The organism is Bradyrhizobium pachyrhizi (assembly GCF_001189245.1).
Classification (GTDB): Bacteria; Pseudomonadota; Alphaproteobacteria; order Rhizobiales; family Xanthobacteraceae; genus Bradyrhizobium; species Bradyrhizobium pachyrhizi.
Map to the genome: position 1 here is coordinate 58,242 of NZ_LFIQ01000089.1, position 12,668 is coordinate 70,909.

The following is a 12,668-nucleotide window of genomic DNA, read 5'->3' on the forward strand; positions in this document are numbered from 1 at the left end:
ATCCAGTCCTGTCCGGCATCCGCCGACCGATCAGTCGAGGCGACGGCCGGCCCGCTCACTTCGCGCTGGACCGCCGAACGAACTTGTGGAAGCGGCTGGTCTTCCCGTCCTTGGTGCGATCCTGCTAGAGAAATGCAAGGTCGGCCTCGTCGAACTTACGGAAGAATTCGTCCCAACCGATTCGATCAAGCCCTTCGTCCGTGGGATCGAAGTCGATACGCAGGATTCCTGCATGGCCATCTTCCTCAGTCGCTTCAACCGTCGCCGGCCGGCCGTGCCGTGACTCGGCCCAATGCCGGATTGCGTTGTGATCCGTGGTGGTGTGGGCTTCGGTTTCTCCCACCTTGGTGTGGCTTTGCGTCATTGTCCTATCTCGCGCGCTATCTGGTTCTGATTGTGTGAGCCAGTCGGGCTCTTCGGCGAAACGCCGCTTGGCGCAATTTGTTCTTAGCGAGTTGTCACAAACGCAGCGTCCCTGGAATCCGCACCGGAGCATCATCTTCTTCATCTTCATCCAGGATGAAGATCGTTCCGTCGAACTGCCTCCCAATACTATCCTGAGTTAAGCGAATTCGATTTATGCGGCACAAACCGCGATGTTGGCGGTCCCCACGGGATCTACTCAGGAACGAACATACCCGGCGGTACGTTCGCCGACGTACTTACGTTTTCCCGTGCACACTTCCGGAGGATCACCGCAAATGCATTCACGCCTTCAGGACCGGCGGCGCGTTCGGGTCGGCATCGTTGGGGTTGGCAACTGCGCGAGCTCACTCGTGCAGGGCCTCGCCTATTACAGGGGGGCCACGTCGAATGAGCCGGTGCCCGGCCTGATGAATGCAAATGTCGGTGGGTATCACATCAGCGACATCGAGATCAGCTCCGCCTTCGACGTCAATGTCAATAAGGTTGGCCGTGACGTGGCCGACGCAATCGGAGCCGCACCAAACAATACGCACCGGTTCTGTGATGTCGAGCGGACCAGTGTCGTCGTGCAAAAGGGTCCGCTGCTCGACGGCGTCGGCCGCTACCTCGAAAGCGACATTCCGGTAGATGACACGCCGGCAGTCGATGTCGTTGACGCCCTGATGAAATCACGGACGGATGTGCTGGTCTCGTATCTGCCGGTCGGCTCGCAGCGCGCCGGTGAGTGGTATGCCGAACAGGCGATTGGAGCGGGCTGCGGATTCGTCAATTGCATTCCTGTTTTCATTGCGTCCAATCCGTCCTGGCGCCGTCGTTTTGAGGAAGCCGGCCTTCCGCTGATCGGCGATGACATCAAGAGCCAGGTCGGCGCCACGATCGTGCACCGCGTGCTTGCCAATCTGTTTCGCGAACGGGGCGTCCGGCTGGACCGAACATACCAGCTGAATGTCGGCGGCAATACCGATTTCAAGAATATGCTGGAGCGCGATCGCCTCACTTCGAAGAAGATCTCGAAGACCCAGGCCGTCACCAGTCAGTTCGACGTACCAATGGATGCGGACAATGTTCACGTTGGCCCGAGCGATCACGTCCCGTGGCTCACCGACCGCAAGCTTGCCTTCATCCGTCTGGAGGGAACCACTTTCGGCGGAGTTCCGCTTTCGGCCGAGGTCAAACTCGAGGTCTGGGATTCGCCGAACTCCGCGGGCGTCGTGATCGATGCCGTTCGCTGCGCCAAGCTCGCGATGGACCGCGGAATCGCCGGGGCCCTGACCGGCCCTTCGAGCTATTTCATGAAATCGCCCCCACAACAGTTCACCGACGAGGAGGCTCGCCGGCGCACGCGTGCCTTCATCGACGAGGGACAGTGACCGATGGCCAAGACCATTCACCTGATCCGGCACGGCCATCACCCGCTGCTTGGGCATAGGCTCTGCGGTCGGATGCCGGGCGTGTCGCTCGATGCGCTGGGCCGCCGGCAGATGGCATGCTGTGCCGAGCTGCTGCACCCTTCACCCGACGTCATTCAATCCAGCCCGCAACTGCGCGCCCAGCAATCGGCTGAGATTTTGAGTTACGCCTTGGGCCTACCGGTGCAGACTGCCACCGAGATCGACGAAATCGATTATGGGAGGTGGACAGGCCTGCCGTTCGCCCAACTTCAATGCGATCCGAGCTGGTCGAAATGGAACACGCAGCGTGCAAGCAGTTGCCCGCCCGGCGGCGAGACGATGGAAGCACTGCAACAACGGATCGTCGCGTATCTTGAACGATTGCATAACGACGATTGCGCAACGACCATCGCCCTGGTCAGCCATGCGGAGACCATTCGCGCGGCATTGCTCTACTACCAGGGCATCCCGCTCGACGATTTTCTCTCGATCGAAGTCGATCCTGCCAGCATCAGCACACTGACCTTCGACGGATCCCGCACCCAAGTCATGTGCAGCAGCATTCGGGTGGCGGCATGAAGATCGTGATTTTTGGCCTGACGATCTCGTCCTCCTGGGGAAACGGTCATGCCACCCTGTGGCGCGGTCTCTGCAAGCATCTCACCCGGCTTGGTCACGGCATCGTGTTCTATGAGCGCAATGTCCCGTATTATGCCGGAGCAAGGGACCTCTTCGAGCTGCCCGGCGGCCGCCTTGAGCTGTTCGCGTCATGGCACGATATCCGTGACCGCGCGTATGCCGACGTGCTCGCTGCCGACGCCGCGATCGTCACATCATACTGTCCCGACGCCATCGCCGCGACCGAGCTGATCGTTGGAAGGGATCATGCGCTCCCGGTCTTTTATGACCTGGATACACCGATCACACTGGCCCACCTGAGGTCGGGCGAGTCCGTTCCGTACATCGGAACATCCGGCCTCGCAGGGTTCAAGCTGGTGTTGAGCTTCACCGGCGGGCCGCGGATATTGGAAGAATTTCGCGGTCTGGGAGCGGAAAACGTCCGTCCCCTCTATGGTCACGTCGACGCCGACGTGCATCATCCAGTCGCTCCACAACCGCACTATCGGGCCGCGCTGTCCTATCTCGGCACATACTCGAAGGATCGCCAGCGCGCGCTGGAGAACCTGTTTGTCGCTCCGGCGCACGAGCGGCAAGATCTTCGTTTCCTGATTGCGGGCGCGCAGTACCCCGACGATTTTCCGTGGTCGCCGAACGTCTACTTCGTCCGCCACTTGCCTCCTTCAGAGCACGCGCCGTTCTTCGCCTCCTCGCGCCTCACGCTCAACGTCACGCGAAGCGCAATGGCCGAGATGGGCTGGTGTCCATCGGGACGATTGTTTGAGGCTGCAGCCTGCGGCGCGCCTCTGATCAGCGATGCGTGGGCGGGACTCGAAGAGTTCTTGACTCCAAATCAAGAGATCCTGCTCGGACACACTTCCGACGGCGTCCTTGCCGCTCTGGAGATGGACGATTCCGAATTGCAGCGCATCGCCCGGCGCGCCCAAGAGCGTGTCCTGGAGCAGCACTCGTCGGAGCGGCGCGCCCACGAGCTGATCGCGTTGCTGGAACAGGCCGCAGCCAACAATCGTCGAACCCAGCCGATGGAGGCCTGAGATGTGGGGCATCGTACCGGCCGCCGGCCGCGGCAGCCGTATCCAGCCACTGGCGTTTTCGAAGGAGTTGCTGCCGGTCGGGAGTCGGCATGACAACGGAGCGGATCGCCCCTGTGCAGTAGCGGAATATCTGGTTGAGCGACTGATCCTAGGGGGCGCCGACAAGATCTGCTTCGTCATTTCGCCCGGAAAATCCGACATCCTCGAATATTTTGGCGACCACTACCACACTGCGCAGTTGGCTTACGTAGTCCAGCCCAGCGCGTCCGGTTTGTGTGACGCTGTCTTCCGGGCAAGCACGGTGGTCGGGGACCGTGAAGACGTTGTGGTGGGCTTACCCGACACGATCTGGTTTCCCAAGACCGCCCTGCGTGAACTGCCTGAGATCGATCTCTCGTTCCTTCTGTTTCCTGTCGAACATCCCGAATTTTTCGATGCGGTCGTACTCGAGGACGAGCAGGTCCAGGAAATCCAGGTCAAGCGACCCGATGCCACCACGAAGTGGATTTGGGGCGCCTTCCGAATGTCGGCGGCAGGCTTTCGCGATCTCCGGCAATTGTGGGCGTTGCCGGAGCGCCGCGACGAATATTTCGGGACGTTGGTGAACGCCTATCTTGCGGCCGGCGGCCGCGGCGTCGGGGTGAAGGCCGGCGATGCCTACGTCGACGTCGGGACCGTCAATGGTTACCGCGCGGCGATCGCGCTGCTGTCTGACGCCGTCGAGGCCGCTGACCATGGCCGACCACCTCGCGCGCGCCTTTAGGGATACCAACAGACGAGGAATCGCATGACGAGTGCTCCACTCTCCCGAGAAGAAATTCGACAGCGAATCGATGCACTCGGACCGTGGTTCCACAATCTCGACCTCAACGGGATCAGCACTGCTCCGTCGCATTTCCTCGGCGACTATCCGCGTGTGAAGTGGCGCCACTTCGCCGAAGTTATTCCCGCCAATCTCGAGGGCAAAACGGTTCTCGACATCGGCTGCAATGCGGGATTCTACGCGCTCGAAATGAAGCGCCGTGGCGCCGCGCGCGTGCTCGGACTTGATACCGACGAAGACTATCTGGCGCAGGCGCGGTTTGCCGCTGAAGTGACCGGCCTCGATATCGAATTCCGCAAGCTCTCGGCCTACGATGTCGGCCAGCTCCGCGAAAAGTTCGATCTCGTGATCTTCATGGGGGTCTTGTATCACCTCAGGCACCCACTGCTCGCGCTTGACCTGATCCACGAGCACGTCGCGGCCGACCTGCTGCTGTTCCAGTCCATGCAACGCGGCGACAGCGGCGTCGACAACATCGACAAGGATTACGACTTCTGGACGACCGATCAGTTCGACTCGCCCGGCTATCCGAAGCTGCACTTCATCGAGCACAAATATGCCGAAGACCCGACGAACTGGTGGGTGCCGAACCGCGCCTGCGTGGAGGCCATGCTGCGGAGTTCCGGCTTTTCGATTACCGCCCATCCCGAGGATGAGGTCTACCTCTGCAAGCGGCTCGCGCAGCGCGAGCCCGTGACACCGATTCTTTCGGAAGAGGTAACCGCGCGATGATCGAAGCCGCCAAGATCTGGAATGAGCCGAATAACAAATCGCATTGGGACATATCGCTCGATCCGGATTGGACGCGATTTGCCGAGTTGGCGATCGCCGCCGGCAAGGCCATCCGCAGCGCGCATCCCACATTGACGCGGGTTCTCGGTGGCATCTCGCCGATCGATCCCGGCTTCATGCGCACCATGCAGATGCGCGGCGTGCTGGATCATGCCGACGCAGTGGCGGTGCACGGCTTCCCGCTGGACTGGAATCTTTGGCAGATCGACCAGTGGCCGAGCAAGCTCGCCGAAATCCGGGCTGAAGTTGCGCTTCCCGTCTGGGTAACAGAAGTGGGCGCGTCATCTTTTGGCGCCGAGCAGGTGCAGGCTTGGGGCCTCGAGCGCACCGCCGACCTCCTGATCGGCCGCGCCCCGCGCATCCACTGGTACAGCCTGTACGATCTGCCATCGACCTGGGAAGCGACCACCCGCCACCGGGAAGCGGAAGGCTCCTCATACTACAGGCATTTCCATATGGGCCTGCTGCGTGAGGATGGATCGCCCAAGCAAGCGCTGAAACTCTATGAGCGATACGCTCCGATGATAGGATTGTGTCAGTGGTTCCACTTCGAGGACCACCGGTTGCAGGACGCGGCAGGCTGGATGCGTCGGCTTGGTGTCAGACATCTGCGAACCGGACTGTCATGGGCCGATAGTTTTCGTCCCGATGCGCTCGCCTGGTTCGACCGACAGATGGAAACGCTCGCCGAGTTCGACGTGACCGTGACATTTTGCTTCACGCCTGAACATCGCGGCATCGCATCGCACCATACCAGTCCGCCGCTAGATGCAAACGAGTTCGCCGACTTCTGCGCGCAGATGGTCGAGCGCTATTGTGCGAGGACCGGCGCGGTACCGTCACCAGCGACCCCTGAACCGGAAGGCAAGCCGATATGCGCGCTTTGATCCTCGTCATGGATTCGGTCGGAATCGGTATGGCCCGCGACGCCGAGCTATACGGCGATCACGGCGCCGACACGGTCGGCCACATCGCCGAAGCCTGCGCGCGTGGCACGGCCGACAACGATGCTCGCAAAGGTCCGCTTGCAATACCAAACCTCGTCGGCTTGGGACTCGGGCAAGCCTGCCGCCTCGCCACTGGTCGTGTTCCGCCGGAACTCGGCGGCCCGGTGCATCCACGCGCCATGTTCGGCTGCGCCAGCGAGCTTTCGAAGGGCAAGGATACTTCCTCGGGGCATTGGGAGATCGCCGGTGTGCCGGTCCCGTTCGACTGGGGCTACTTTCCAAGGACAAGGCCGTGCTTCCCCGAGGACCTCGTCGAGCGTCTTTGCGAGGAAACCGGTGTCATCGGCATCATTGGGAATTGTCATGCTTCTGGCACGGAGATTATCCACGAGCTTGGCGAGCGCCATATGCAGACCGGTGAGCCGATCTGCTACACCTCTGCCGACAGCGTCTTCCAGATTGCCGCCCACGAGCAGACGTTCGGGCTCGAGCGCCTCTACCACACATGCGCGGTCGCTCGCCGCCTGGTCGATCCTCTCAATATCGGCCGCGTCATTGCCCGCCCCTTCATCGGGTCAGCAGCCGCACAGTTCAAGCGGACAGCACATCGCCGCGATTTTTCCGTCCCACCACCCGAACGAACGATTCTCGACCTTGCAGCTGATGACGGCCGCGACGTCGTTTCGATCGGCAAGATCGACGACATTTTCGCACATCGCGGCACCGGCCGTAACAAGCGCGGCGACGGCAACGATGCCCTGTTCGACTGCACGCTAGAGGCAATCAACGATCTCAAGGACGGCGGGCTGCTATTTGCAAATTTCATCGACTTCGACACTCTCTACGGTCATCGACGCGACGTCGCCGGATATGCTGCCGCGCTCGAGCAGTTCGACCGTCGCCTTCCCGAATTGCTGTTGCGTTTGAAAGCCAACGATCTCCTGATCATAACTGCCGATCACGGCTGCGATCCCACCTGGAGCGGAACGGATCATACCCGCGAACAGGTGCCGATCCTGGCGCGAGCAAACGATCGAACCTGGTCCATCGGCAAGCGCGGCGGCTTCTCGGATATCGCAGCAACCATTGCGCGGCATCTTGGCCTGGCGCCCCTCGCGCACGGCACGGCATTCTGAGCTTCGCACCTCTTCACTCAGGTTATTGATCCAGGTTAGACAAATTATTGTTTGTACATTTCGCAGGAACGAACATTCCTCCGCCCGCGTCTTTCTTCCAAATGTGATTGGCGCGCGGTCAATCGACCATTTTCATAGCGCGCTTCCACTCTCATCTCCCGGCCAGTCCCACGGTCTGGCCTCATCTCGACAGGGAGCAACGACGCATGAGTCGTGTTTTGATTACGGGCGGTGCGGGATTCATAGGCTCACATGCTGCCGACGCGCTGCTCGCAGCCGGCCATGAGGTCCGGTTGCTGGACAATCTGTCCCCGCAGGTTCATGGCCCGGATGGCGAACGCCCATTCTACCTGAACAAGGATACAGACCTCGTTGTCGGCGACATCACGGACGAGCGCGCCGTCGAGCGCGCGCTGCGCGGCGTGGACAAGGTGCTGCATCTGGCCTCATCGGTCGGCGTCGGTCAAAGCATGTATGACATCGCATCCTACGTCAGGACCAACGAGCTCGGCACGGCGCAGCTGCTCCAGGCCCTGTCTCGACACCGTGTGGAGCGTCTTGTCGTCGCGTCCTCAATGAGCGTCTACGGAGAGGGATTGTATCAAAGGATCGATCATGGCGCGTACGCCGCCGGCGACCGCTCGATCGAACAGCTTCGCGACGGCGAATGGGAGCTGCGAGACGGCGCGGGCCGGAGCCTGGAGCCGGTGCCCACGCCCGAATCCAAGCCACCATGCCTCAGCTCGATCTATGCCCTGAATAAATATGCCCAGGAACGGATGTGCCTGATCACGGGAAACGCTTATGGCATCCCGACCGTAGCGCTCCGCTTCTTCAACGTGTTCGGTCCGCGCCAGGCTCTATCGAATCCCTACACGGGCGTTCTGGCGATTTTCGCCGCGAGGCTGCTGAACAACAGGCCGCCCCTGGTGTTCGAGGACGGCCTGCAGCGCCGGGACTTTGTCCACGTCAGCGACGTGGCGCGAGCTTGCCGTCTTGCGCTCGAATCGAACCACGTGTCCGCGGTCTTCAACATCGGTTCAGGTCAGAGCCGGACGATCCTGTCAGTCGCAGAGAGCCTCGCCGAAGTCATGGGGCGAACCGACATCGCGCCCGAGATCACCGGAAAATATCGTGCCGGCGACATCCGTCATTGCTTCGCCGACATCGGCAAAGCAACTGCCGAGCTGGGTTTCACACCAAGCGTCACCTTCGAAGATGGGCTGGACGAGCTCGCCGGCTACCTTGCCGACCAGATCGCCGACGATCATGCCGAGCGGGCTGCCGAGGAACTGTCACGTCGGGGTCTGGTGGCATGATGAACTCAAGGCAAAACAGACCCGTACTCGTCACTGGTGGCTGCGGCTTCATCGGCTGCAACCTTGCCGACCGGCTTGCGGCCCGCGGCGATTCCGTGATCGTGTTCGACAATCTCGCCCGCGCCGGCGTTCGCGAGAACGCGCACTGGCTCAAGTCGAGACATGGCGGACAGGTCGAGATCGTCGTCGCCGACATTCGCGATCCGATTCCCGTCATCGATGCCGTTCGGGACGCGGACGCTGTGCTGCACCTCGCGGCCCAGGTGGCCGTAACCGACAGTCTGTCCGATCCGGCCGGCGATTTCGAGACGAACGCGCGGGGCACCGTCAACGTGCTCGAAGCCGTCCGCCTGCATAATCCGGCAGCGCCGGTCCTGTTCGCCTCGACGAACAAGGTCTACGGCCGGCTTGGCGATGAGAGTGGCGTTACGCGCGTGGACCGGCGCTACATGCCGGTCGCGGATGGCATGGCTCAAGGCATCTCCGAAGGCGCGCCGCTCGATTTCTATAGTCCGTACGGCTGTTCGAAAGGGACCGCTGACCAGTATGTGCACGACTACGCTCGGGTGTTCGGGTTGCAAACTGTCGTGATGCGGATGAGCTGCATTTACGGACCCCGGCAGTTCGGCACCGAGGATCAAGGCTGGATCGCTCATTTCCTCAGGAGTGCGATCGAGAACCGGGCCCTGACGATCTATGGTGACGGATATCAGGTGCGCGACGCGTTGCACGTCAGCGATGCCGTCGAGGCCTGGCTGTCGGCGCTCGATCGGATAGCACTCACTCATGGTCGCGTGTTCAATCTCGGCGGCGGCGCCTCCAACGCAGTAAGCTTGCTCGAACTGATCGATGAGATTGCGCGGCTGACCGGCCGTGAGGTGGAATACGGGTTCGCCGACTGGCGGCCCGGCGACCAGCCTTGGTACGTCACCGACACCAGCGCGCTCACCGAGAGGCTGGGCTGGACGCCAAAGGTTCCGCTGCGCGAGGGCCTGCAGTCGCTGCATGCCTGGCTCTACGGCCGGTTCGGACCATCCGTCGCACACAAGGGAGCCTCGGCATGACCCGTGTTGCTCTGATCAATCCAAACTGGAATTTCCACGGCAGCATCTACTTCGGTTGCCGCCAGCCGCACTTGCCGATCGAGTTCGGCGTCTCGGCGCACTATCTGCGCGAAGCCGGGCATCCGACGCTGTTGCTCGACGCGCATATGTTCGACCTCTCGCATCACGACGTCGAGGCCGAGCTCCGCGCCTTCAGGCCCGATCTGATCGCGGTCACCACTGCGCCGACCTATCTGTTCTGGCGCTGCGCGCCGCCCGAGCTGCGCATCCCGCAGCAGCTCTTGCTCTCGCTGTCTGGTCTGGCGCCAACGCTGGTCGCCCTTGGTCCGCACGGATCGACGACGCCAAGGACGGCGCTGCGCAAACTCGGCGTCGATATCATCGTGATGGGCGAGTGTGAGCAGGCCCTGTTGCGCCTTGCCAACGGCGAACGCGATTTCGCCGGGCTCTGCTTCCTCGAAGGCAGAACCGTTCGGGTCAACGGCGGCCCACAGGCGGTCGCCTTCAAGGATCAGCCCGCGCTGCGATGGCCGGCCGAGATGATCCGGCGCCACCATCACCATCATCACCGGTTCGAGGCGGAACCCGCCGGCCCCGGCGCCGAGGTCGAGGCCTCGCGGGGGTGCCCCTACAACTGCACGTTCTGCGCCAAGGAGAATTTCCGCAATGCCTATCGCCGGCGTCCTGCAGTGACGGTTCTCGACGAGATCGATGGCCTGCGGCGACACGGCCTCGAGTACCTCTACTTCATCGACGAGATATTCCTGCCGAACGCCGAACTTCTGCACGGGCTGACCACCCGCGGCATCAAGTTCGGCATCCAGACCCGAATCGATCTCTGGAAGCCCGAGATGCTGGCGCTGCTCGGCCGCGCCGGCTGTGTATCGATCGAAGCTGGCGTGGAAAGCCTGACGCCGGAGGGCCGCGAAGCGTTGGCCAAGAACTGCAAGATGACAACGGATGAGCTGGCGGACAGGCTCGTCGAGGCTCGCCGGCACGTTCCCTTCGTGCAGGCCAACCTGATCGAGATGCCCGAAGATGATGATCCGGTCGTCCAACGTTGGCGGCGCCAGATGCAGGATGCGGGCGTTTGGGCCAACGATCCCGTGCCGATCTATCCTTATCCGGGTTCGCCGGACTATCGAAAGCTCTGGGGCGAGCCGGACGACTTCGCCTGGGAGCGAGCGCACCAGCACTACCTCTCGATATTCGATCAATTCAGCGATGTGCAGGAAGACCGTCCGATCCCCCTCGCCGCGCTCGAGCTGCAGGTTGCGCCATGACCCGGACTTCGCGCCTCACCATTATGATGACGACCGATGCCGTCGGTGGCGTCTGGAGTTTCTCATGCATGCTCGCCACCGCATTGGTCAGCATGGGCGCGGATGTCCATCTTGTCACGATGGGGCCGTCTCCTGGTACCGAACAGCGCCGCATGTTGCGCGATTTTCGTGTTCACTTGATCGAGACGGATCTCGCGCTGGAATGGCAGGACCCGGGCGGAAACGACGTTCCCAACGCCAAACGCGTACTCGCCGGTCTGGAATCGCATATCCGGCCTGATGTCATTCACCTCAATAGCTTCCGCGAGGCCTCTTTCGAATGGATGGCGCCGACGATCGTGGTCGCGCATTCCTGCGCGAATACTTGGGCGCGGGCCTGCAACGATACCGCTTGGCTCGCTGAACCGGCGTGGCAACGCTACACCACGGCAGTCCGGGACGGCCTCAATGCGGCTGACCACTGGGTAAGCCCCAGCCGAAAATTACAGCACGCCATTCATGAGCTCTACTGCCCGAACGCGCCTGGTGTCGTGATTTGGAATGGCACGCTGCCTGCCTCTCTGCCGACACCCAAACGTGCCTTTCTGCTGGCCGCAGGACGGCTTTGGGACCGTGCCAAGAACGTCTCCGCCATCGCAGAGCTCGCGCGAGAACTGGAATGGCCGCTGCTGATGGCCGGCCCCACTTCGGGGGATGTCCCGGCCGGCCCCATCTGGCTCGGGTCACTTGATCACGATGCGCTGCAGGCCCGCATGAAGCAGGCGGCGATCTTTGTAAGCCTGGCGCTTTATGAACCGTTCGGCCTCGCGGTGCTGGAAGCCGCATCGGCCGGTTGCGCGCTGGTTCTCTCGGATATTCCGACATTTCGCGAACTCTGGGATGACGCCGCCCTCTTCGTCGATCCGGCAGACGGGCGCGAGCTGAACCACACGGTGCAACGGCTCTGCGCCGACTATGATTGGCGTCAGCGGCTTCAACACGCTGCACAGGAGCGGTCGCGACGTTACTCATTGGCGCAAATGGTCGGCGCCTATCACGATCTCTATGCCGCCCTGCCGGCGGCTCGCGTTGCCCAACCGCACGCGTCCGCGTTGGAGATGACGGCATGAAATGCGTCTTGTTCTGTCATGCGTTCACTTCGTGCTGGAATAATGGCAATGCCCATTTCCTCCGCGGCATCGCGCGCGAGCTCGATGCGCTCGGACACGACGTCGTCGTTTACGAACCAGCCGATGGCTGGAGTCGGCTCAACGCGCTCCGTGACGGCGGCAAACAGGCGCTCCAGGAAGTCGCCGCGATGCTGCCTGGGATCGATATCAGGCTGTATGAACCCGATTTCGATCTTGAAGAGGCCCTGGATGACGCCGGCCTCGTAATCGTGCACGAGTGGAATCCTCCCGAACTGGTCAGGACGATCGGCCGGCGGCGTGTCCTATCGGGCAACTACACATTGTTGTTTCACGATACTCATCACCGCGCCGTCACCGCTCCCGACGAGCTTGCCCGCTTCGACCTGTCGGGCTTCGATGGCGTGCTCGCATTCGGTGAGGTCTTGCGCGAGATCTATCTAAAGCTCGGCTGGGCAAATCGCGCTTTCACTTGGCACGAGGCCGCGGACACCAGCCTTTATCGGCCGATGCCGCACATCTGGCGACGGAACGATGTGGTCTGGATTGGAAACTGGGGAGATGGCGAGCGCGCGGCCGAGCTCATCGAATTTTTGATTGGTCCGGTGTCGCAGCTTGGATTATGCGGCGAAATTCACGGCGTGCGCTACTCGAGCGCCGCATTGCGCGTGATCGAGGCCGCCGGCA

Annotated in this window: 13 protein-coding genes; 12 read left to right on the forward strand and 1 reads right to left on the reverse strand. The window is 61.9% G+C overall.

The features are described from left to right. Positions 1-124 precede the first annotated feature (124 nt). Positions 125-364 (reverse strand): hypothetical protein, encoded by a 240-nt coding sequence (locus tag AKL29_RS21635; RefSeq protein ID WP_050385578.1) that lies wholly within the window; start codon positions 362-364, stop codon positions 125-127. Positions 365-701: 337 nt separating this feature from the next. Here AKL29_RS21635 and AKL29_RS21640 point away from each other — a divergent pair, with 337 nt between their 5' ends. The 12 genes from AKL29_RS21640 to AKL29_RS45260 form a co-directional block, all read left to right on the forward strand. Continuing rightward, a complete protein-coding gene (locus AKL29_RS21640; protein WP_050385554.1) occupies positions 702-1,796 on the forward strand; it encodes an inositol-3-phosphate synthase in 1,095 nt (364 codons plus the stop codon). A 3-nt stretch (positions 1,797-1,799) separates the two neighbouring features. Next, a complete protein-coding gene (locus tag AKL29_RS21645; protein ID WP_050385555.1) occupies positions 1,800-2,396 on the forward strand; it encodes a histidine phosphatase family protein in 597 nt (198 codons plus the stop codon). Beyond that, positions 2,393-3,490 (forward strand): CgeB family protein, encoded by a 1,098-nt coding sequence (locus AKL29_RS21650; RefSeq protein ID WP_050385556.1) that lies wholly within the window; start codon positions 2,393-2,395, stop codon positions 3,488-3,490. The genes AKL29_RS21645 and AKL29_RS21650 overlap by 4 nt, the downstream gene beginning before the upstream one ends. Before the next feature lies 1 nt (position 3,491). Then, a complete protein-coding gene (locus tag AKL29_RS21655; protein ID WP_050385557.1) occupies positions 3,492-4,253 on the forward strand; it encodes a sugar phosphate nucleotidyltransferase in 762 nt (253 codons plus the stop codon). 24 nt (positions 4,254-4,277) lie between these two features. After that, on the forward strand, positions 4,278-5,045 hold the full coding sequence (locus AKL29_RS21660; RefSeq protein ID WP_050385558.1) for a TIGR04290 family methyltransferase: 768 nt from the start codon (positions 4,278-4,280) through the stop codon (positions 5,043-5,045). Next, positions 5,042-5,992 (forward strand): glycoside hydrolase 5 family protein, encoded by a 951-nt coding sequence (locus AKL29_RS21665; RefSeq protein ID WP_050385559.1) that lies wholly within the window; start codon positions 5,042-5,044, stop codon positions 5,990-5,992. The genes AKL29_RS21660 and AKL29_RS21665 overlap by 4 nt, the downstream gene beginning before the upstream one ends. After that, complete coding sequence (locus tag AKL29_RS21670) at positions 5,980-7,188, forward strand: phosphopentomutase (RefSeq protein WP_050385560.1); 1,209 nt, start codon at positions 5,980-5,982, stop codon at positions 7,186-7,188. Before AKL29_RS21665 ends, AKL29_RS21670 begins: the two co-directional genes overlap by 13 nt. A gap of 206 nt (positions 7,189-7,394) precedes the next feature. After that, positions 7,395-8,507, forward strand: coding sequence for an NAD-dependent epimerase/dehydratase family protein (locus AKL29_RS21675; RefSeq protein WP_050385561.1), 1,113 nt, complete (start codon positions 7,395-7,397; stop codon positions 8,505-8,507). Next, positions 8,504-9,571: an NAD-dependent epimerase/dehydratase family protein gene (locus AKL29_RS21680; protein ID WP_193395239.1), complete on the forward strand. Its 1,068-nt coding sequence runs from the start codon at positions 8,504-8,506 to the stop codon at positions 9,569-9,571. The genes AKL29_RS21675 and AKL29_RS21680 overlap by 4 nt, the downstream gene beginning before the upstream one ends. Continuing rightward, positions 9,568-10,854 carry a TIGR04295 family B12-binding domain-containing radical SAM protein gene (locus AKL29_RS21685; RefSeq protein WP_050385562.1) on the forward strand — a complete coding sequence of 429 codons (1,287 nt, stop codon included), beginning with the start codon at positions 9,568-9,570 and terminating at the stop codon, positions 10,852-10,854. The genes AKL29_RS21680 and AKL29_RS21685 overlap by 4 nt, the downstream gene beginning before the upstream one ends. Then, positions 10,851-11,963 carry a glycosyltransferase family 4 protein gene (locus AKL29_RS21690; protein ID WP_050385563.1) on the forward strand — a complete coding sequence of 371 codons (1,113 nt, stop codon included), beginning with the start codon at positions 10,851-10,853 and terminating at the stop codon, positions 11,961-11,963. Before AKL29_RS21685 ends, AKL29_RS21690 begins: the two co-directional genes overlap by 4 nt. After that, a partial coding sequence (locus AKL29_RS45260) for a CgeB family protein (RefSeq protein ID WP_488230426.1) occupies positions 11,960-12,668 on the forward strand: 709 nt, incomplete at its 3' end. The genes AKL29_RS21690 and AKL29_RS45260, both read left to right, overlap by 4 nt.